General features: G+C 37.1%; 24 protein-coding genes. 22 read left to right on the top strand and 2 right to left on the bottom strand.

The window, feature by feature from the left end:
- Positions 1 to 102: 102 nt before the first annotated feature.
- Positions 103 to 555 carry a hypothetical protein gene (locus AACZ73_RS21730; protein ID WP_339880980.1) on the bottom strand — a complete coding sequence of 151 codons (453 nt, stop codon included), beginning with the start codon at positions 553 to 555 and terminating at the stop codon, positions 103 to 105.
- A 631-nt stretch (positions 556 to 1186) separates the two neighbouring features.
- On the opposite strand from AACZ73_RS21730, the gene AACZ73_RS21735 reads away from it, so the two are divergent.
- The gene (locus AACZ73_RS21735) at positions 1187 to 1657 is read left to right on the top strand and encodes a JAB domain-containing protein (RefSeq protein WP_339880981.1); all 471 of its coding nucleotides are present in this window, start codon (positions 1187 to 1189) and stop codon (positions 1655 to 1657) included.
- A gap of 987 nt (positions 1658 to 2644) precedes the next feature.
- Positions 2645 to 3124: a DUF305 domain-containing protein gene (locus AACZ73_RS21740; protein WP_339880982.1), complete on the top strand. Its 480-nt coding sequence runs from the start codon at positions 2645 to 2647 to the stop codon at positions 3122 to 3124.
- A 320-nt stretch (positions 3125 to 3444) separates the two neighbouring features.
- Here the strand turns inward: AACZ73_RS21740 and AACZ73_RS21745 are convergent, their stop codons facing one another.
- Positions 3445 to 4458 (bottom strand): potassium channel family protein, encoded by a 1014-nt coding sequence (locus AACZ73_RS21745; RefSeq protein WP_339880983.1) that lies wholly within the window; start codon positions 4456 to 4458, stop codon positions 3445 to 3447.
- A 780-nt stretch (positions 4459 to 5238) separates the two neighbouring features.
- On the opposite strand from AACZ73_RS21745, the gene AACZ73_RS21750 reads away from it, so the two are divergent.
- The 20 genes from AACZ73_RS21750 (at position 5239) to AACZ73_RS21845 (ending at position 22319) form a co-directional block, all read left to right on the top strand.
- Positions 5239 to 5709, top strand: coding sequence for a hypothetical protein (locus tag AACZ73_RS21750; protein ID WP_339880984.1), 471 nt, complete (start codon positions 5239 to 5241; stop codon positions 5707 to 5709).
- 198 nt (positions 5710 to 5907) lie between these two features.
- Entirely contained in the window at positions 5908 to 6774 is an 867-nt protein-coding gene (locus tag AACZ73_RS21755) for an AraC family transcriptional regulator (RefSeq protein ID WP_339880986.1), read from the top strand.
- 519 nt (positions 6775 to 7293) lie between these two features.
- Positions 7294 to 8676 (top strand): NAD-dependent succinate-semialdehyde dehydrogenase, encoded by a 1383-nt coding sequence (locus AACZ73_RS21760; protein ID WP_339880988.1) that lies wholly within the window; start codon positions 7294 to 7296, stop codon positions 8674 to 8676.
- Positions 8677 to 8701: 25 nt separating this feature from the next.
- A complete protein-coding gene (locus AACZ73_RS21765; protein ID WP_339880990.1) occupies positions 8702 to 9322 on the top strand; it encodes a YceI family protein in 621 nt (206 codons plus the stop codon).
- Between the two features lie 36 nt (positions 9323 to 9358).
- A complete protein-coding gene (locus AACZ73_RS21770; protein WP_339880992.1) occupies positions 9359 to 10639 on the top strand; it encodes a hypothetical protein in 1281 nt (426 codons plus the stop codon).
- Between the two features lie 42 nt (positions 10640 to 10681).
- Positions 10682 to 10894: an SHOCT domain-containing protein gene (locus AACZ73_RS21775; protein WP_339880994.1), complete on the top strand. Its 213-nt coding sequence runs from the start codon at positions 10682 to 10684 to the stop codon at positions 10892 to 10894.
- 342 nt (positions 10895 to 11236) lie between these two features.
- Positions 11237 to 11761, top strand: coding sequence for a hypothetical protein (locus tag AACZ73_RS21780; RefSeq protein ID WP_339880996.1), 525 nt, complete (start codon positions 11237 to 11239; stop codon positions 11759 to 11761).
- Between the two features lie 16 nt (positions 11762 to 11777).
- Positions 11778 to 12035 carry a hypothetical protein gene (locus AACZ73_RS21785; protein ID WP_339880998.1) on the top strand — a complete coding sequence of 86 codons (258 nt, stop codon included), beginning with the start codon at positions 11778 to 11780 and terminating at the stop codon, positions 12033 to 12035.
- A gap of 284 nt (positions 12036 to 12319) precedes the next feature.
- The gene (nhaA, locus tag AACZ73_RS21790; protein ID WP_339881000.1) at positions 12320 to 13654 is read left to right on the top strand and encodes a Na+/H+ antiporter NhaA; all 1335 of its coding nucleotides are present in this window, start codon (positions 12320 to 12322) and stop codon (positions 13652 to 13654) included.
- Positions 13655 to 13662: 8 nt separating this feature from the next.
- On the top strand, positions 13663 to 14220 hold the full coding sequence (locus AACZ73_RS21795; protein ID WP_339881002.1) for an ion channel: 558 nt from the start codon (positions 13663 to 13665) through the stop codon (positions 14218 to 14220).
- A 4-nt stretch (positions 14221 to 14224) separates the two neighbouring features.
- Positions 14225 to 15244: a type II glyceraldehyde-3-phosphate dehydrogenase gene (locus AACZ73_RS21800; RefSeq protein WP_339881003.1), complete on the top strand. Its 1020-nt coding sequence runs from the start codon at positions 14225 to 14227 to the stop codon at positions 15242 to 15244.
- Between the two features lie 262 nt (positions 15245 to 15506).
- Positions 15507 to 15977 (top strand): universal stress protein, encoded by a 471-nt coding sequence (locus AACZ73_RS21805; RefSeq protein WP_339881005.1) that lies wholly within the window; start codon positions 15507 to 15509, stop codon positions 15975 to 15977.
- A 654-nt stretch (positions 15978 to 16631) separates the two neighbouring features.
- Positions 16632 to 16886 (top strand): hypothetical protein, encoded by a 255-nt coding sequence (locus AACZ73_RS21810; protein WP_339881008.1) that lies wholly within the window; start codon positions 16632 to 16634, stop codon positions 16884 to 16886.
- Positions 16887 to 17210: 324 nt separating this feature from the next.
- On the top strand, positions 17211 to 18068 hold the full coding sequence (locus AACZ73_RS21815) for a restriction endonuclease (RefSeq protein ID WP_339881010.1): 858 nt from the start codon (positions 17211 to 17213) through the stop codon (positions 18066 to 18068).
- A 20-nt stretch (positions 18069 to 18088) separates the two neighbouring features.
- On the top strand, positions 18089 to 18772 hold the full coding sequence (locus AACZ73_RS21820; protein WP_339881012.1) for a hypothetical protein: 684 nt from the start codon (positions 18089 to 18091) through the stop codon (positions 18770 to 18772).
- Positions 18773 to 18798: 26 nt separating this feature from the next.
- On the top strand, positions 18799 to 20103 hold the full coding sequence (locus AACZ73_RS21825) for an APC family permease (protein ID WP_339881014.1): 1305 nt from the start codon (positions 18799 to 18801) through the stop codon (positions 20101 to 20103).
- A 37-nt stretch (positions 20104 to 20140) separates the two neighbouring features.
- A complete protein-coding gene (locus AACZ73_RS21830; RefSeq protein WP_339881016.1) occupies positions 20141 to 20815 on the top strand; it encodes a rhodanese-like domain-containing protein in 675 nt (224 codons plus the stop codon).
- A gap of 249 nt (positions 20816 to 21064) precedes the next feature.
- A complete protein-coding gene (locus AACZ73_RS21835; RefSeq protein ID WP_339881034.1) occupies positions 21065 to 21121 on the top strand; it encodes a hypothetical protein in 57 nt (18 codons plus the stop codon).
- A 137-nt stretch (positions 21122 to 21258) separates the two neighbouring features.
- Positions 21259 to 21582, top strand: coding sequence for a phosphoribosylpyrophosphate synthetase (locus tag AACZ73_RS21840; protein WP_339881018.1), 324 nt, complete (start codon positions 21259 to 21261; stop codon positions 21580 to 21582).
- Entirely contained in the window at positions 21579 to 22319 is a 741-nt protein-coding gene (locus AACZ73_RS21845; protein WP_339881020.1) for a PPK2 family polyphosphate kinase, read from the top strand. The genes AACZ73_RS21840 and AACZ73_RS21845 overlap by 4 nt, the downstream gene beginning before the upstream one ends.

Below are 22319 nucleotides of genomic sequence, written 5' to 3' on the forward strand. Positions count from 1 at the left end.
TGCTTTTGATTTAAATGATGTAGGGAAAAGCTGGTTCTTTTTCATGTGATAGTATTTAGTGGTTGTTGTGATGAAGTTTGATTGAAGGACTGTGGTGATTTCTTAGAATGAGGAATTAAGCGAAGCCCAAGCTTCTTCGAGTTCTGCTTCGCTGAAGGAAATCCGACATTGCTTCTCAGCGTGTTCTAAAATGAAATTGATAACGGCAACCCGGTAGGCGGGCTCCTGAAGCCCGGTGTGGTTTGACAGCGTATGGATCAGTTGCCTAAGCAGTTTTTCCTTGCTTGTCCTGTTCTGCCCCGCCTTCCCGAGGATGCCGTTTAATTCCGCAACGGTTGCTTCCAACTCTTCAAAATGATCAGTAGATTTTTCGTCAGTTCTCCTGCGGTGCTGCTCCTCTTCCTGCTGACGGTCCTGACTGATCCTATTTATCCTGCCGGAAAAAAGGCTGCGAAATTTCTGTGGATAGTATAATCCGATAATGATAATGTAGTAAGCTGCCGCGGCTATTGCCAAGGTGCTGAAGTATGTGTTCCAGGTAATTGCTTCTAACATTGGATTTCTGTTTTGTTGAAGCGGGTTTGTTTCCCGCTGACAGAAGCAAATGTGGGCAAGGTAAATCCCTGTTTTTTACACTGTTGTGGTAGCTACCAAAAAAAGATTTGAAAAATTATTTTACGCTTTTGGAAATGCTGCGGTAGGAACTTTTGTGTGCTTTATCAGAAGTGGAGGGATTGTGAGGTGAAGGTTATTGAATATTTTCTTGAGTGACTAGTTAGAAACCTGGCATTTTTTCTAGCTGGATAAGGAAGATATGGCCGCTCCTACGGACGGGCTTTTCATTCCAATCTCCTATCGGAGGATTTTCATTTCAATCCCTAACGGTTTTGAAACAGCCTAATGAAAGACAGGTTAATGCTGATCTAGTTCGATTAAGACCTATGTAAAGTTGTTTTAAAAACAGAGGGAATGTTTACCAGATATTTTATAAAGGCTGGTTATGAGTTGATGATTTTTTATCCCTGAATTCCTCACAAAGTTAGGCCTTTGGGCTTTGGGCGACCGAAAGCTTCCGGCATAAAGCCGCTTGCTTCTCTGCGCTTTTTATTCCTTTTCCTTTCGGTCTTTGTCGCCCCAGACCTGATGAGGCTTCATAATTCATTGTTCCACAAAAACGAAAAAGATTATGGAGACTCAAGAAAGAAAAATTGATTTATTTGAAGTAGCTGAGATTAAGCTGAGTTACAGTGCCAAAGTAAAATCATCCCTGAGACCAAGAGTAGAAAGTTCAAGACAGGTATACGAGGTATTCGCTCAAGCATGGGATGAGGAACGGATAGAGTTTGTGGAGGACTTCAAAGTGATGTTGCTATCCAGAGCTAATAGAGTCCTTGGAATTGTAACCATCAGTTCTGGCGGGACAGCAGGCACAGTAGTGGATGTAAAGCTGGTCTATGCAGCAGCTATTAAAGCAAATGCCAGTTCAGTGATTTTAGCACATAATCATCCCTCTGGAAATCTGATACCTTCTGAGCAGGATAAAAGATTAACCCAGCGGATCAAGCAAGCAGGAAATATTCTGGATATCCCGGTGTTGGATCATATGATCATGACGGTAGAAGGATATTATTCTTTTGCAGATGAAGGAGAGCTTTAGGCTACTTTTTTGTTTATGAATATAAAGTTTATTTCCTTCATTATAGAAATGTTTAAAGGGTTGTTTGTTTAAACTTAATTTTTAGGCTTTCTAAACGATTGTCGTTGGTAAGTTTCTACTGTTTTAATTTAATAAGTATTAGCTTAAGCCTCTATAATATTTTGAGTCTATTTTGTGTCAATCATGGTCTTTTTGAGTTATACGGATATTCTTTTACTTGAGTGAAGACTCTGATAAGTTGACCTTTGAACATATATCATATCCTAATATGAAGAGTTCAAATTTGTAGATCTTGACAATAGAATAAATCGGTGATAATTTCATTTTAAAAATTAAAAGGAAAAATAAGCCTCAATCTCGGGGAAAATATTTCCCGGAAATTTTAAAAATAACTTAGTATAGTACATAGAATGGATGGTACAGTATTTGAAGAATTGTTAAATTCTGGCCCATAAAGGTTGAATTGACAATTTTAGTCTGACGATTAATATAATTGTCAATTTTGCATAGGTGCTAATTGAATTATATTACAGTAGAGGATGAGTCTGACAAATTTATTCACAGGCTTGAGGATCAGGTATTAAAAATGTTTGGTATTAATTCGATAAAGTTTTCTCCTGCTAAGGTTATAATGAAGCGCTTAAATGCTTAAATAAAAGTAAAACCTGAAGTTTGATTATTACTACTTAAATAATTTATTTATAACGTAATAACTATTATGATCAATAATTTACTCCATGCTGCTGTTAAATGATTGTATTACATTTGCCGTAAATCGGGATCACTCTATAAGTTTTTACTTAAACAATAAATATGATGTATTTATAGGGCTTAACGAAATTACTTACAATCTTATAACATCTATTTCCGTAGTGAATTTTTCGAAGTAAGCCAACCAAAGTAGATTTTTGTAATAATAATTACTCAAGTAAAGTTAGTGATGAATTTATAGCTTTTTTTTATTTAACTTAATCTAAAATTATTCAAATGGAACACACTAAAAAAAATAATGAAATGAAAGGGCATTATACTACATTTGTTTATATGTTGGCCTGGTCGTTTGTTGCAATGTATATTACAATGTATCTCAATACCTATCAGTTTGATCATGTTTATTTTAGTTTAACCAGATTTTACATGTCCTGTTTGGGTATTTCAGCCATGGCTGTTATTATGTTTCTATACATGAAAAAAATGTATAATAACAGACAAAAAAATATAGCAATTCTGGTTGGTAGTTTTCTATTGTTTGGAAGTGCTTTATTTCTTGTACGGTTACAAGAACCAATCGGTGATGTACTTTGGATGAAAGCCATGATTCCACACCATTCTATTGCAATATTAACTAGTGAACGTGCAGATATAAAAGACCCAGAAGTGAAAAAGCTGGCCAATGATATAATTGAAGCTCAAAGAAGAGAAATTGGTGAGATGAAAGCAATGATAAAAAGATTGAGTCAAGAGTAATTTAAGAAACAGCGTTATGATGGCGGGAAATGTAATATGTAGCTTTTAAAATCAGTAAAGTTTAGCTTTATTCCAAACATAAGCAAATTTGGATGAAATATTATAATTAGATAGCCTCGTGTCTCAAAGAGGCAGGGCTATTTCATTTTTCAAAAATGATATCTTCTTAGGATATAAATTGAACAATTATTTCGAGCTTTGTGGAAAATTTAAATCTTTAGCCATGTGTTGTTTTATTACTTCAATGCCTAAATTGGCTTTAGTATTGGAAATTGGTAAAGTGCATCGAAAGAATTGGATACCATGTTCCTCAACACTATCTAGTCTGTATTATCATGAACGGCGTCCCAACTCCATCCAGTTTTTTCCAGCATAATAGTAAGAAACTTACGACGTTCCTTCAGTTTATTATCATAATATGTGTTATCCTCCGTTTTTTTAAAATAATCTTCTTTTTCTATTAACAGTTGTGTTAAGTGAGGTGTTACCTCATTTGGAGACTCGTCATTCAAATAACTTCTCTGAAGCATTTCCAAGTGTTGGTCCAAAGTTGTCATGAGCATTTTCATTTTTAGAGTATCAATTGATATGTCATCTTTCATGACATTGGAGAGCAATTGATGAACTTCATCTAGCATCACAAAGGCGGGAGCGAAAGCTAAGTCTATTTTACTCTTATGGAAGTAGTGAATGACGGGGTAGGAATGGTGATTCATGGTATGATGGATCAGCATTTGGCATAGATCCGATACATTGTCAAAAAATGAATTGAAATCCTTTCCGTTCCAGCTATTTAACAGAATTTGCTGAGGCGATTTCCCCAAACTGTTGATGTATAGACTCAGCTTGGACTTCAAGGAAACTGCTGAAAGCACTGGAACAAAATAAGTGATAGAGGTTGTGATGAAAACTAGGCCAGAATAGGCTGCTATATTGGTAAAAACCCTCCAAAAGTTATTTGAGGGGATATAATCGCCAATCCCCAAGGTAGAAAGCGTAAAGCCCGCGTAATATAACTTCTCCCATGTGTCTGTTTTCGCCTTTGTAGTACTATTTATAACAGAATCGACATCAGACAGCAGCACAATAAAAAAGCCAAACCACATTCCGATTACCCATACCAATAGGATTGAAAGCAGCACAGTCGGTCCTGCATATTCCAATAGCTTGCTGTTTCCTTTTTTTCCTGCGGCTGTAAAGAAAACATGCCATATACCTAAAGAAACCCAGGCGGTTAACTTTCCTCCTCCATTTGATGAAAAAGCAGTTTTAACAATATCCGCTACGATCAGTAGAAATATTATTGTCCCAAAGGTGAAGTATAAGAAGTTCATAGGAAAGGTTTGTTCTGATTAGTTACTAAGTTAAAGTGTGTGGGAGATAATTTGGTAAGAAAAATGGTCTGTGGCAGAAAAAGTAATTTCACATGGATAGAATAAAGCTCCTCACCCCAACGTGCTTACAGGGAAAAGATGTGGTTTTGGCCTTCTTCATTAATAGAAACATTGCAAACATTTTAAATTACTGTGCAACACTTGCTCTGCCCAGATAAATTGTAATAGGAAAACAGTATGTAATCCGCAAGCTGAAAAATTGATAGGCATTAAACTCCCTTTGTTGTTCTGAAGCTTGCTACTTACATTTCCTCCGAGGAGAAAAAAAATGTAACTCCTTTAAAAAATTAATACTAACAAGAACTGACCCAATCATTCGAGTCTGATTAAACTGGACTACTTCCAAGATATAAAGCCATTCTAAAAAGATGGAGTAAGGCTGTCCAGTAAGAGAGCTTGAAATGATATCTCAAAACAAACCCTGAAATAGATCAAGATGCTCTGGTTAGAAGGGGAATGATCATTTCCTGGCATTGAATTGAGGATATTGCTTAGCAGAACGCCTTCGGTAACATCAATAGCTAAGCAGTCATAGATATAATAGTGTTAAAGAGGCAGGATGAGATGAAAAATAGTTTGAATCCGCGGATTTACATCCAATAATATAATGCGTTGACAGATTTATCCTATTTTATGACTTTTATCATGTTTCTATTAAACATTTTTCCCGAATTTTTTCCTTATTTCTCACTAAATTTGTGTAATATCTTTTGAGCACCGATGATCAGAATAAGAAAATTACATTTTAAGAAACAATTCATTGTTACTCTGCTCCTGACAGGGTTTGTGAGTGTTTTTGTGTGTGATGCACTTTGTGATTTGGGTTTAATTTCCTGGGGAAGTCCTACAGCTATAGTAGAGAGAGTTGATCATCATCAAAATGAAGGTCATGGTCATCATTCTGATGAAACCTTGGCCCACGAGCACCATGGCTCAAGTGAGCAGCAAGAAAACGATGAAGAAGAATGCTGTGACGAAATTGTAAAAAATCTCTATGCATCATTAATTAAATATGACTTAAAACAAATTCCTGTAGAAACACCTGTATTTCACTTATTGTATCAAGTATTTGCTCTTGACTTTCAAGCAGAAATCTTCCATCAAAAATTACTTCCATTTTTATATGCAAATCTGCCACCACCCGTTAGTGGCTACCGTATTCGCATTTTTTTTCAATCCTTCCTAATTTAGATTTCATCTGTTAGGCTGATATACCTATTTGCTTTTTCCCAGACTGAAAGCTATTCAGCCTTATCCCCCCTTTTTCTCGATTTTATTACTCTCATTTTTCTGAGGGGAGTTACTCTTGGTCGGCAAGTTTTGATCGCCTAGTATCTCCTTCGCATGACTGAAATGATCCAGTATCAGAAAAATTTAACTTTTCAACAGATGAAACCTATTAAATTAAATATCAAAAATATGGTTTGCCAGAGGTGTATTCTGGTAGTTCAAAATGAATTAGAATCTTTGGGAGCATTCGTGTCTAACCTTACTCTTGGACATGTGACTATACATGCCCCTGAATCATTAACCAAGAGCATAATAGCAGAAAGGTTAAATTCTTATGGGTTTGTAATGCTCGAAGACAAAGAGCAGATTTTTATTGAAGAAATAAAACTTTGTGTCCAGCAGTACTTAGAAAAGTTGGAAAGTTCCTCCCAAGAGGTTAAGTTTTCCGATTTTCTTGCACACGAAATAGGTAAAAACTACAATTTTATCAGCAAACACTTTTCCAAAAGCCAAGGAATCACCGTAGAGACCTACTACATAAACAAAAGAGTAGATCGGGTAAAAGAACTCCTAAAGTATGACGAGCTCAATCTAAGTGAGATTGCTATCGCACTAAGGTACAGTTCGGTGCATTACCTATCAAGTCAGTTTAAACGAGTTACCGGCATTTCAGTATCTGATTATAAGGAAGAGATGCGAAAGGAGAACAGTTACTACAAAAATTTATCTGAAGCAATTGACGATTTCAGAGAAAAAGGATACTCCTATAATTTTAACAAGAAAAATGATTGTCTGGAATGTAAAGATCTTTGCGCAAGCTTTATGATAAAGGATTTAAATATTTCTGAGTTCTACCGTTTTGATGAAAATGAAAATGCAGCAGGTAAGTCGGTGATCTACGGTATAGAAACAAAGGATGGCTTGAAGGGTCTCCTAATTGAGAAAAGCAACCTTAAAAAAAAGGATTTTTTTAAGAAGCTTTCTGCCCAAGTGAACAATACCTCGAAAGAAAAATTAACCTTATAAATAGACGGAATATCATACATCAAAGACAAGATTTCAAAAGTTGGGCGCTGACAAAGTGCTACTTTTGAATAAAATATATCAGCAATGGAATGAGTCGGTTATTTTGTATTATTCTATAATATAAATGAATCTATTTCGCAATTTTCTCGAGGATCTATAGACATGGCAACTCCACGGTATAGATTTTATTTTGAGATAAAGTAATTAGGTTTGCTCATTATATGAATGGTAATCTTGGTGAAATTTTTCATTTGGAATCTTTCAGGTTCTTGATGTATTCTAGATTAGGTAATAGTATAATTATAATTAGTATATAAAAATAGAACAAATAAATTAAGTAATTAGTGTCAATACAAGCCTATAAGACACTTGATCTGGAAGTGAATTTCTTGAGTATAATAAATTAAAAAATAATCAATGTGTTTTTGTTTAAACATTTAATGTCATAAAACCTTAAGTGTTATTTTCATAAATATAATAGGAATGTCCTATGCTTATATAAATTTAGATTTTAGCATTATGTCCATACATACAATCAACCCCACCAACAATATGAAAGTTAAGTCATTCGAAGCAATGACTGAGAAAACAGTTGATTCGAAAATATCTAAATCTCAACTGGCTTTTACACACTGGAAAGAAACGAGCTACCAGCAACGTGCTGATTTGCTACATAAAGTAGCTAAAATCATGCGACTCAAGAAATCTGAACTTGCCAAAACCATCACTTTAGAAATGGGTAAACTCCTTGCTCAGGCTGAGGGAGAAATAGACTTGAGCGCAGATATACTTGATTACTACGCAGACCATGGTGAAGAATTCTTAGCAGATAAAGTGCTTGATCCTGAGTATGGAGAAGCAATAATTCGAAATAGTCCAATTGGTGTTTTGTTGGGTGTGATGCCTTGGAACTTCCCTTTTTATCAAGTGGCTCGCTTTGCTGCTCCCAATATCATGGTGGGTAATACTATCTTGCTTAAGCATGCCTCCATTGTGCCACAATGTGCCGCTGCTATCGAAGAACTTTTCGAAGAAGTAAATGCTCCTGAAGGATTATATACCAATCTATTCATTTCCGGCAAGCATGCATCTGCATTGGTTTCTGATAAAAGGATAAAAGGCGTTTCCTTAACGGGAAGTGAAGAAGCCGGAGCAAGTGTTGCCGCTGAAGCTGGAAAACATTTGAAGAAGGTTGTACTGGAGCTAGGTGGTAATGATGTGTTCATTATAATGGAAGACGCTGATATGGAAAAAACGGTGGAGTGGGCAGTGGTAGGCAGGATGAATAATAACGGTCAATGTTGTGTCGCCTCCAAGCGTTTTATTGCAGTGGAAGCAATAGCTGATGAATTTATTCAAAAGTTTAAGGACAAGTTATCAAAAATGAAAGTAGGTGATCCCATGGATCCCGAAACTGAATTAGGCCCTTTAAGTAGTGAAGAAGCTGCAATGCATTTAGCCGACCAGGTTAAACGTTCTGTTGATGAAGGTGCGAAAATTCTTTTGGGTGGTAAACGAGCTGATCGGAAGGGGGCCTTTATGGAGCCTACTATACTCACCGATCTGAAGCCTGGTATTGCTGCCTATCACGAAGAATTATTTGGTCCTGTGGCATCCTTATATGTGGTGAAAGACGAACAGGCCGCTATAGATCTGGCGAATGATTCTGATTTTGGTTTGGGCGCATCTGTATTCACACAAGATATCGAACGCGGTAAAAGGATAGCCGATCAAATTGATACCGGAATGGTATTTATTAACCATCCCACCTGGACGCAAGCCGATCTTCCATTTGGAGGAACCAAGCAGTCAGGCTTTGGACGTGAATTATCAGAGTTGGGGATTCAGGAGTTTGTGAATAAGAAATTGATTCGTATCAGTGCTCTCAGTGATCCATTTTAGAAGGCTAATCAATAAATTAAAAATTATGAAAGCAGTACCAAAGTATATAACGGGCTTTATTTTAATGCTTATTTCTATTATAGGACTTAATCACAGGGCGAATTCACAATCCACTTATAAAATTGAAGACTCAAAAGATGTAAACATAAAATTAATGGGTACATCTACATTGCACGATTGGGAGATGCAAGCCACATCAGCATTAGGCACGGGAGAATTTATATTTAAAGCTGGAAGTAAAAGTGATCTTAGTTCTGTAAAGTCTTTATCATTTTCTTTGCAAGTTGAAGATTTGAAAAGTGACAACAAAGGACTTGATAAAAACGCCTATAAGGCATTAAAATCAGATAAGTATAAGGACATAAATTATGAATTAGTATCTGCAATAGTAAAGGCTGAAAAGAGTAATCAATATTTACTAAAGACTAACGGTAAACTTACAATTGCGGGAGTTAGTAGGGAAATTAAGATGGATGTTCTTTGTATAGTTAATGTAAATGGCAGTATCAACTGTACCGGATCAAGCAAGCTAAATATGACCGACTTCAATGTTGAACCACCATCTTTTTTGCTTGGTGCTATGAAAACAGGTGATGCTATCACACTTGAATTTAATGTGACCTATTCAAAATCTATGGGAACCTAATATATCTTATTCAACATGTTATTTAATCATAAAAAAATGAGAACTTCTCTAGTATTAATGTTTTGTGTATTTTCTTTTGTTTTGAAAGCACAACAACCTAACCTTCAGTATTTCAGGCCTAATGATCAACGTGGCTTGAATACATTTGAAACTCCCAAGATTGACTCCGTAATATTTGATGGTGTAAAAGTCAGAGTGGGTGGGGATTTCGCTATGCAATTCCAAGGGCTGAATCAAAGTAATGATGCTAACAATCTAGTGGAATTGGGTACCGATTTTAATTTGCCCTCTGCAAATCTAAATCTTGACGTCCAACTCTTAGATGGTTTACGTATGCATTTGCGTACATATCTATCTTCAAGAAACCATAATGAAACTTGGATAAAGGGAGGGCATATTCAAATTGATAAACTCGATTTTGTTCGAAAGGGATTTCTTGAGGGAATAATGAGGTATACTACCTTAACAATTGGGTTGGATGAATTTAATTATGGAGATGCTCACTTCAGAAGATCGGATAATGCCAGGGCAATTTTTAATCCCTTTATAGGAAACTATATTATGGATTCCTTTTCAACGGAAGCATTTGGGGAGGTCACTGTTCAAAAGAGTGGACTACTATTCGTAATTGGCGCTTCAAATGGTAAACTTAATCAGAATGTAGTGGTCACAAATTCATCCGATAATAAACCATCTCTTTACGGGAAGTTGGGATTTGATAAACATTTTAACAAGGATTTAAGATTTCGATTAACAGGATCTTTCTATTTAAACAAGGGTACTACTACCGGAACTTGGCTATATGGTGGAGATCGTGCAGGCAGCCGTTATTATAGTGTGTTACATACCCAGCCAGATTCACAGGGTAATACACAGGGTAGTAGTTTTGATGGTCGTTACAATGCACGCTTTACAAAACTTACAGCGCTACAAATAAACCCCTTTATAAAATATAAGGGACTTGAATTCTTTGGTATTTATGAGCGAGCAAGTGGAAGTAATACCTTTACTCAGCCTATAGTGGATAAAGAGGGGGCCTTTACACAGCTGGCAGCGGAGTTTGTTTACCGATTTGGTACCGATGAAAAATTTTACATAGCAGGAAGATATAATTCGGTAAAAGGAAAAACACTGGAAAGCACAGCAAGTGATCTTGAAATCAATAGAATGAATGTTGGAGGCGGATGGTTTATTTCAAAAAATATTTTGGCCAAACTAGAATATGTAAATCAAGAATATATGGGTACAGCCTGGACAGGGCGATTCGCGGGTGCAAAATTCAATGGGTTTGATATTGAGGCAGTAATAAGCTTTTGAGAAGAGAATGAATGAAATTAATTATATATAAACGAAGATACTATGCATTGGTTAGAAGGAAACTATTGGGGTATGCACATTATTTGGTGGGCGATATGGGTAATAATTTTGATTTGGATTTTTGCTACACCATGGGACATTCCGGGTCAGAAAACAAAAAATGAAACCCCATTTGATCTTTTGAAAAAAAGATATGCAAAGGGGGAAATTAGCAAGGATGAGTACAACAGCATTAGAGAAGATCTAGAAAGATGAAAAACATATCAGCAACCACCTGATTTTTCAGAGACTGCTGATCGGGCTGCAGATATTGCCATTTTCTATCTCATTATGGACAATACCGTTTAATGAGGAGTTTACAGAAAATTACGTGAATAAATCGAAGTAAAAGGTTTTATATTCTTGACTGCCAATGTACTGAGTGTATTTGCGCTGGACGCATTTTTATTGATAAAAAGATGGACTGATTTGTTACTAAATGCAGTAGCGACTATTGCTCTTCTTTTGGTTTTATTAAACGAAAAGTGGTTTTTGAAAACGAGAAAATACGATATAAATGCGTAATACTATTTCAACATCAATAGAAAATCTACCCTAATGGATAAGCTAAGTCTTGGTATTTTTGTTGTGCCCACTATTGCTTTAATCTTGATAATCATGGGATATGTCCATTTCCTTAATAGGGTAATAGATAAGCTCAATTATAAGTATTTCATAGTAACCACAGCATTTATGGCCTTTATACTGAACTTTGCTTGGGAAGTAGCTCAAGGGTCTTTATATGAAGGATTCCAATATGATTTTGGACATGTTTCTTTTTGTGCGCTGGCTTCAGTAGCAGATATGTTAATGGTATTGATTCTGCTCTTTGCGTTTGGTCTTATATACAAAAATGTGCTTTGGATTGTACCTGTAAGATTCAATAGAAGTTTAGTACTGATACTAGTTGGTGGAGTAGGGGCTATATTGGCAGAGATATGGCATACTTGGCGTGGCGATTGGTCGTATGCGGATACAATGCCGTTGATTCCTATTGTTGAAGTAGGTCTTTCCCCGGTTTTGCAGTTTGCCATTTTGCCACTGATCGTTTTTGAGCTGAGTAAAAAAATCTTAAAATTATAAGTAGCAGCTTTGGAACATGAATAGTTTTGAATTAGAAAATAATACTATGAAAGTAAATTATGAACTAAAAGCGAAGAAGAATATAGTAAAGGGTGAATTAGGTTATGGGATTATGTGGCTTTTTCTCTCTTTGTTAATAGAGATGCTCATTTATTTTGAGGGTGTAAAAGAAAGCTATTATCATATTCTTACTTTCATCTTGCTTATTCCAGCTGTTTATAAATTTGTAATTGCTATAAAAAAATATAGAAACGTAACAGATGAGAAAATGTAAGGAACTAGTATTAATAGTAATTATTCTACAATGCCTAGCTCAGGATTCGTGCGTTTTTTTTCCTATTGATCTTTGTCCTTAGAAAATAATATAGAAAATGGGTGCTCAGGATTAACCTTTTCGCCATGGTTTTCGACCTTACAGATCACTATTTGTTCCTGAATTTTCGCGTCTTCCTTTACTTTTTGACATGTCCAAAGTAGTCTATTTCAACACCAATAATGGGGAAAATCTGCAATAAAATTATCTTACCGATTTACATATACATAGTTTAATAGAAAGCTATGACAACAAAAATTAGTAAGACACTGAATAATCTCTTTAGAAATCAATCCGCATCAGGAATAGCTATTTTTCTTGCAGTGATAGTGGCCATGCTATGGGCCAACTCGCCCTGGAAAGGATTGTATCAAAGCTTTATACATACTGAAATCTCGCTCGGGATTGGTGAATTTTCAATGTCAGAATCTCTTTTACTTTGGATTAATGATGGACTAATGGCAATCTTCTTTTTGCAAGTGGGTCTGGAATTAAAAAGGGAGATTATAGGGGGGAAACTCTCTTCATTCAAGAAAGCCATTTTACCCATTGCAGCGGCAATCGGGGGGATGGTAGTGCCGGGCGTCATTTATCTTATTTTCAACTTCAACTCTGCTACCGAGCAAGGTTGGGGTATTCCAATGGCTACTGATATCGCCTTTGCCATAGGCGTACTTGCTTTGTTTGGAAATCGGATACCGGTGGGACTCAAAGTATTTTTGATAGCACTGGCGATAGTCGATGATTTGGGTGCAGTACTGGTTATAGCTATCTTCTACACTACAGGCATTTCTTATATGGACTTGCTCAATGGTGTGCTATTCTTTCTTGTATTGGTGGGGGGTAGTTATATTGGAATTCGCAAAGCCTGGTTCTACGCACTTGTTGGTATAGGCGGTGTATGGCTGGCATTTTTCTTTTCAGGTGTACATCCTACTATTGCAGGCATACTTACCGCATTTGCCATACCCGGCAAGGTCAAAATCAAGGAAGAAGATTATCTTATGAACCTGCAAAAACTTCACTTGCAGTTTTTAGAGACAGAGTCCATCCGAGGAAGTTTCATCTCAGAAAAACAACTGAACATTCTGGAAGAGATCAAACAAAAAACGAATGACGCCGAAACACCACTGCAAAAAATAGAGCATCAGCTGGCACCCATTGTAGGATTTTTTATCCTACCATTATTTGCCCTTGTCAATACAGGAATTCACATACATGGTGATTTTATTGAAATCATAAGTCACCCAGTGAGCCTCGGTATCGGTTTTGGGTTATTAGTTGGGAAATTTACGGGTATTATGGGAGCTAGCTGGCTTCTCGTCAAGCTGAAAATAGCAGAGTTACAAGAAGGTGTGTCATGGATGCACCTATGTGGAGTAGCTACTATTGCCGGCATAGGTTTTACTATGTCATTATTTATCACGGAACTCGCATTTACAAGTGAAGAGTATGTATTCATTGCAAAGCTCAGTATCCTGTTTACTTCTTTATTAGCAGGAGTAGTTGGGGGGCTAATACTTTGGTCTTCCAGTAAAAAAATACATTCAAGTAGTACTCATACAGATAATAGTCAATAAGTATAGCCATGACATTCAGAACTCAAACCGGATTCTTTTTAAAGCAATTACTTAAACAGATAAGTTCTTCAGTGGTATTGCTGGCTGTAGTGACAGTCATTTATATATATCTTATGCAGTTCGTTGAACATGATCTTGTCTGGGTACCCTACTTGGTGGTTTTATTTGCACTAATTAAAGCCATATACTTTACATTTTTCACCTTCAGGCAGGTAAATAAATCTATCAAACAATGTCATTCCTTTAGGCAACTGCTCTGGGTTTTTGGTTTACTGGTATTCCTTATCATATTCTCTTATGCCGCAGATTTTAACTGCATTGCTGCTACCAACACTGCGTCTTTTAACGGCTTGAAAGCATCCGGTAGCCTCGGTTATCTAAGTGTTTTATTCGAGTTCTTTTACTTCAGTGTAGTCACCTTTGCCGCAATTGGCTATGGTGACATAGTTCCATTAACGACTCCTGCCAAACTCTTGGTGATTATGGAAATCGGGCAGAGTTTTGTGCTGGTCGTATTCGGATTATCGAATATAAATAATATTCATACCTCAATTAAAAACCAATGATATCATGAAAAAGAAAATAGCACTTATCGGATATGGCGTAATCGGCAAAAGAGTGGCTGATGCAATCGCTCTGCAAGATGATATGGAATTAGCCGGAGTTTGTGATGTGATCAGCGACTGGCGGATACAAACTGCGGTAAGCAAAGGGTATCCCATTTATGCTGCTACTGATGCGGCAAAAGTTAGCATGGCGCAGGCAGGGGTTCCCTTGGCAGGCATCATGGCTGACCTTTTAGATATAGCTGATCTTGTCGTTGATTGTACCCCAAAAAAGATTGCAGCTCAGAATGTAGAAACATATAGAGAGCATAAAATCAAATTTATTCTGCAAGGAGGTGAGAAGCACGAGACAACGGGCCATTCTTTTAGCGCAGAAAATAATTATACTTCTGCTCTACATCGAGAGAGTACACGAGTCGTTTCCTGCAATACTACATCCATTCTACGCACGCTCACCACTCTTAAAAAAGCAAATCTTTTAGAAAATGCTTGTGGAACTTTGCTACGAAGAGCGACCGATCCTTGGGAAAGCCACCTTGGTGGTATCATGAATACGATGGTGCCAGAAAAAGATATCCCCAGTCATCAGGGACCGGATGCCCAAAGTGTTGACCCTGAATTGGACGTAGTTACCATGGCAGTAAAAGTCCCAGAAACACTCAGCCACCTTCATTATTGGAACGTAAGGCTTACCAGAAAAGCTGACAAGAAAGAAATTATTGATGTACTTCAAACGTCAACTCGGATCACTTTTATAAATTATAGTGATGGTTTGGTTTCCAACAATACGATCAAAGAAATGTACTTGGATATGGGAAGACCTTGGGGTGATATGTATGAGGTGGCGCTCTGGCAGGACATGCTGAAAGTAGAAGGCAATGAACTGTATTATGCGTATGTGGTGGACAATCAGGCGATCGTCATTCCCGAAACGATAGATGCGATTAGAGCCCTCACTGGAATGGAAGAAAATGCAGAAAAGTCAATCCTTAAAACTAACATAAGCCTGGGGATTGTAAGATGAATCTTTTTGATTCAGAAATATAGACCCTTAAATCCCTCAATAGCTCAGGTGAGGAGTACGATGCACAGTTTTACTTTGATAATGCACGTAGTTAATTTTAAACTAATTGAAACGTATCAAATTCTGAGTAACCTCAGTTGAAACTTGTAGTTTAAGATAAAAGCAGTACAAGTGTTTTGCACTTCGCTTCAAAAGAAGATGCCCAGCTATTTTTAATTAAAAACATTTAATAGAACAACGTAATTGACAAAACATTCAGATTATGAAAATACTATTAGCAATAGATGGTTCAGATTTTAGTAAATCGGCCGTTAAGGAACTTGCAAAAATGCCATTGCCAAATGACAGTGAAATTAGTGTCATGAACGTATATGAGCATCCCACCGTCTGGGCTCCAGATCTACTCACGATGGAAACCGTTCGCCCCTACTATAAAGAGGTTATTTCCAGAGCAGAAAAATCGGCAGAAAAATCGGCAGAGAAAATTGTTTCCGAAGCTGCAAATGAATTGAAAAACAAAAATGGTACACTTAAAATAACCACCAGTGTAGTAAGTGGTCTTCCAAAAAAAGAGATTTTAGAACAAGCTGAAGCCTTTGGTGCAGATTTAATTGTACTCGGTTCCCAGGGCCATGGCGCACTTTCTCGTCTTTTATTGGGTTCTGTTTCACAATATATAGCAACGCACGCCAAGTGTTCGGTAATGATTGCAAGAAATAAAGATGAGAAGTGAAGATGATTTCGGCAATAAATAATTGCTGATAATTTGTTTAAATATGGACAGGATCAAACTAGCATAAAGGAATCGGCTTGCAAGTTCACTGATGAAAGCGATCTTAAGGATTTCAATATTATTTCATGTGGTTATCATTGGTGGAGGGTTTGTAGGTCTGGTCTTTGTCCATTCTTATTTTCACGCTAATTTATGTGGCCTTGTCACTGGATGTTTCTCGAGGTTTGAGTAGCACCGAAATAATCAGGCATAAGACTTTGCCTTAACGACACAATCCGTTTGTTGGGAATAGGATTTGGGGATTACTATTACATTGGCTATGATGATAGTCTTTTTAGTTGTTATTGCAAGTGTATTTTAGGAACACGGCTACGGGCGATTTTAAGTATTTTTAAACTGTTTCTACAGTTAAGAAAGGTAGAAATTATTTTGTAACATAATTTCATACATGAAAAGCGGTATATTATAAATATCTGAGTTTGAAATACTCTAATTTTATATCTGATCTATTCGTTATCAGATTATATCAATCGGATAATATAATTATTGGTCTTTAGAATATTATGGAAACGTGTTTATTTTATCAGAAGTGAACATTTACGTATTTATCCTGATCCTTTTTGGTCATCATGAAAAACAAAAAATAAATATAATATGAAAACTCAAAATTTAGAAAATAGAGAAAATGTTGACTTGGAGCCATTCTATAAAATATTGGAGAATGATCCCAAAATGCTGGAATCAGCTTTTGAAATACTTTTAGATATGATAACGTCCTATCCAGGTACTACAAAAAATTTAGCATTTTTAATCAAAGACGAATATCCTGCTCTTTTTAAAGAAATAGCAACGATCTGTGGTATAGAATCTATCAAAAGCAAGGGTTCCTCTTGCTGTGGAGGGAATTAAGGTTCTTATGCAAAGTATAATTAAGAAGTCTCAATATATTAGAATGATATAAAGTACTTAAGTTTTTAAAGTGAATTGACATGTTTCCCCTTCATTTATGAGCCAGAAAAGAAGATGGTTACGCATCTTCAGTAAGGAGCATATGCAGGTAGAGCTTAGTATAGTTGGGATCTAATACCTTTTAATGGTCGAAAAAGTGCGTTTATCTGATCTATGCTTTTTGGCCCTAATAAGGTCATAATTTCATACATCGTAAGTGAGATATCATAAATTCCTCAAGGGGTAATATTCTAACTTTAACATTGAATCGTTAAAGTAGCTTAAATGCCGAGAAAGACTATTTTTATAACAAAAGCATCTGGAGAAAAAGCCCCTTTTTCAGAGGCTAAGCTGCGGCAATCTCTTGAAAGAGCAGGGGCTGACTTAGCTGTAATAGATCGGATTGTGAGCGAAATTGAGAATCTGCTTTTTGATGGCATATCGACAAAAAAAATCTATGGAAAGGCATTTTCAATACTCCGTAAGGACTCAAGATCTGTTGCAGGAAGGTATAAAATCAAGCAAGCTATTATAGAATTGGGGCCTTCAGGTTATCCCTTTGAAAAGTTTGTGGGTGAACTTCTCAAACATCAGGGATACCTTACTAAAGTCGGAGTAATTATTCAGGGCTATTGCGTTAGTCACGAAATAGATGTAGTAGCCGAAAAGGATAATAAACATTTTATGGTGGAGTGTAAGTTTCATAACCGCCAGGGATATAAATGCAATGTAAAAATCCCACTCTATATCAAGTCTCGGTTTGAGGATGTGAAAAAGCAGTGGGAAAAAGGTGAAGACCATGCCAATAAGTTTCACGAAGGCTGGGTGGTCACTAATACTCGCTTTACTGAAGATGCTATCCAATATGGAAAATGCGTTGGATTGATACTCATAGCTTGGGATTATCCACAACAGGGAAGTTTAAGTGATCGGATTAATGTATCTGGTTTACATCCTATTACTTGCCTCACCACACTCACGAAACCTGAAAAGAAAATGCTGATTGATAACATGGTGGTACTATGTAAGGAACTTTGTGAAAACCCAGAACTACTAACTGAAATTGGGATTTCTGAATCCCGAATCAAACGGGTCACTAAGGAAGCAAAGGAGATTTGCACTGAAACAAACAACATAGCCTGATTAAAAATAAATAAAATAACATGCGCAACATTCTCTTCCTCCTTATTACATTTCTGCAATTAGTTCCCTTCATTTCGCATGGTCAGGGGAAGGAAATGTTAATAGAGCAAATAGCAGGAAAAAAAATAGAACGTGAAAACTTTGATAAAAATGGACAGCTTTTAGGGAAACAACTATTCATAATAGGAGAATTGAGTCAAGCGGGAGAAATGTACAAAGTGGAAGTGGTTACAGAGTTGTACAATGAAAAGGGCCAGTTAAATGAAAAATACTCGACCACTTTCCAATGCAATCCTAAAGAGTTTGATGTACTGCTTAACGTATTTCCTTTTAGTGATCCTGATGATGAAAAGATAAAGGTAGAGGTGATCTCGAGAGATTTTAAGCAGTTATATGATTTACAAAGTAGCAAATCCAAATCGTTAAAAGATATCGAATTAAAGATGAGCATAGAGTCAGGTGTGCTGAGTTTTTTCGGATCGAAAAGCCTTGTTACGATTAAAAACAGAAACAGGAAAACAGAAAATGGAAAGGTTAATATTACTAGCACTGCTGTTATCGAAGCCTACATCATGGGCATTAAAATCAAAACGATCAATTATACTGTAGAAGAGTATCTAACAGAAAGTTATGTACTACTACGCCAGAAATTTACTGAGGATGACGGAGCTTATTTTACTATGAGTTATAATGGTGAAAACTAATGACTCAACTTCGCTAAATCCAAATAATGAATAACTACAAAAAGAATAGCCTAAGTTTAACCGGAGCAGTGGCGCTTGGCACCGGAGTGATGATAGGTGCCGGTATTTTTGCCTTGCTTGGCCAGGTAGCGGAGCTTTCAGGGGCTTTGTTTCCTTTAGCTTTTTTAGTAGGTGCAGTCATCTCTTCTTTTAGTGCTTATACTTACATAAAATTATCCAATACTTACCCATCAGCAGGTGGTATCGCTATGTACCTAAAAAAGGCCTATGGACCAGGTACGATCACTGCTGCGGGATCTCTTTTGATGGCTTTTTCAATGGTTATTGGGGAGAGCCTGGTGGCACGCACATTTGGGTCCTATACCCTTCAGCTTTTTGATGTAGAGCAAAACAGCATCTGGGTGCCTGTGTTGGGTGTTGTATTACTGGTGGTTGCCTTTTTAATTAATATTGCCGGCAACAAAGTAATTGGCAGTTCTTCCTTGGCGATGGCAATTATAAAGATCGGGGGCCTAGTCATCTTTGCCATTGGCGGTTTATGGGCAGCAGGTTTTTCATTTGGTGAGGTCGTGCCTTCCTCTATCTCCGGCGATAATTCAGTATCCGGTAATATAGCGGCATTGGCTTTTACCATCCTTGCTTATAAAGGTTTTACCACCATCACAAATAGTGGAGGGGAGATTGTGAATCCCAATAAAAACGTGGGACGTGCCATTATAATATCACTCTTTTTATGCACCCTGGTGTATGTATTGGTGGCTTTCGCAGTTTCAGCCAATTTGTCAATCCCTGAGATAATAGCAGCCAAAGATTTTTCACTGGCCGAAGCTTCTAAACCTGCATTTGGAAAGTATGGTTTGTGGTTTACAGTGGGTATTGCGATTGTAGCTACTATTTCAGGGGTTATTGCCAGCATATTTGCTGTTTCAAGAATGACGGCCATGCTTACGGAAATAGATCTAATTCCACACAAACATTTCGGAATGGCTGGAAGATTGCAAAAGCATATGCTTGTTTACACCGTAGTGGTTGCCATTTTACTCACCGCATTTTTCGATCTGAGCCGCATTGCGTCGCTAGGAGCCATTTTTTACCTAACGATGGACGTCATACTTCAATGGGGCGTGTTAAAAAATCTCAGAAAAGAAATAAATGTCAATGTGGCAATTGTTATTACCGCCATTCTTCTTGATCTGATTGTATTGGGCGCATTCATCTGGATAAAAGTATCCAATGATCTTTTGGTAGTAGTGGTTTCCATTGTGTTGATGGGTATTGTATTTATAGGTGAACGATGGTTTTTACAATGGAAAACAGATGAACCGGAATAATTTATTCAACACTAAATAATTAAAAAAGAAAACTGTTATGGAAATTTTAATTGTAGCAACAAAAGATTGTCAACACAGGCCAATACTTGAAAAAGAATTGCAAAGTGCAGATTTATCCTATACGGTAAAATATTTTGAAGAACACTCGGATCTAATTGAAAAATATCATTTCAAACATTCTCCGCTACTGATTGTGGACGAAAAGGTAGAGTCATTTGGCATGCCCGATATGGATACGATAAATAAATTGAAAATGAGAAACATGAACATTTTGGAAATAAGGACAGAGAAAAGGGACCAGAACCATATGATACCCAAAACCATTGAGAAAGGACTGGTGGAGGTCGATACTACGTGGGGAAGTATTCAGCCAATAGAGGCTGCCCCGGGGGTAAGAACAGTCGGGGAATTGGAGGTGTACCAACAGCAAAAAGAGGGGCACCCCATTGTTGATGCCAGAAAACCAGATACTACCGATGGGATAACCATTCCCGGCTCTGAAAACATCCCTTACGATGAGATAGTGGCCAGAAAAGATGAGTTAGATGAAAATCAGCTTACCATCTTCTTTTGCAATGGCCCGCAATGCCCGCAATCTACTACAGCCATAAAAAGCCTCTTGGAAGTGGGTTATCCGGCCGATAGGATTTTATATTATCGAGGCGGTATGCACGACTGGATAACATTGGGGTTAGCAGTTGACAAAACATGAGCGAATACTAGAATCATTTCTGGTAATAAAATTTTAAAAACATATAAAAGATGAACAACTATTTTTTGAAAACACTGGAAGACACATGCTTTAACGAAGCTATTGAAAATGTGACCGAAGCCGTGAAGGAAGAAGGCTTGGGCATTTTAACTAAAATTTATATATAGGCTACATTGAAATAAAGCTGGATGAAGAGCTTTGTCCTTACAAAATTCTGGAGCCTGCAATCCGCCCTTTGCGCATAAGGCGTTGCAGGCCCAAGTCAAAATCGGGATAATGATTCCCAGTAATGTAATTGTGCAATAGAAAAAAAAAGGTGAAGTGGAAGCAGTGGATCCGGTGGCATCTATACAGGTGGTAAAAAACGACCGCCTACACACTATGCCACACAGATACAGCAATGGCTAAGGCGGGTTATTGATAACCTATAAAACAGGAACATTATGACTAAAGCAAATAGAAATGCCTCTTACGACACTTTGAGCGAAGCTACTAACGCTTTGAGAAGAGATGGATATGTAGAAGACCTTAATCTAAAACCTGACTGCTTGGAATGCCTGACTTCCAAACTTCAATTGCATCCGGAAGATTTCGAAGTCGATGCTTTTTATCGGTTTGAAGGCATGAGTAGTCCTGACGATAATAGCATTGTGTATGCTATCAGTGGCAACAATGGTATTAAAGGCATATTGGTTGATGCTTATGGGGTATACAGTAGCAGCCTCAATGGTGCAATGGTTCAAAAACTTAAAATGAATGACAGATGATTGAGCTTGATCATATTTCCACGCTACCATCCAAAGAAGCTATCAAAGCGGAAACCAAAAAAGCGTTGAAAAAACTCCGAAAGAAGCTTTTTTTGTTGCAAAATAAGTTCTATGCCGACGGCAGGTACAGCATGCTTATCGTCTTGCAAGGGCTTGATACTTCGGGCAAGGATGGCACCATCCGCCATGCTTTTAGTGGCATGAACCCTCAAGGTGTGCAGGTTACTTCGTTTAAAAAGCCAACGGCTGATGAGCTTAAACACGATTTATTGTGGCGCATTTATCCTCATTTTCCTGAGAAAGGAAAAATCAGGGTCTTTAATCGATCCTATTATGAAGATGTTTTGGGGCCTTCCGTCAATAAAAGTCTATCAGGCGATGTATTGGATCACCGCATCAATTTGATCAATGAATTGGAACATCACCTTCTAGCCAATAATACTTTGATCTTGAAATACTACTTACATATATCTGCTGATGAGCAGATAGAGCGTATTGAAGAGCGTAAAACGAAACCACACAAACGCTGGAAGTATACGAAAGAAGATGAACTGGTACCCAACCAATGGGATGATTTCCGGAAGGCTTACGATACCCTACTTAATGCATGTGATCACTTGCCCTGGTATATCATCCCTTCAGATAAGCGTTGGTATCGTAATTATACTGCGGCGAAAATTTTAACCGAGCAGCTTGAAAAACTTAATCTGAAATACCCTAACCAAAACGAGGAATAG

Origin of the sequence: uncultured Algoriphagus sp. (assembly GCF_963974835.1) — a bacterium.
Lineage (GTDB): Bacteria > Bacteroidota > Bacteroidia > Cytophagales > Cyclobacteriaceae > Algoriphagus.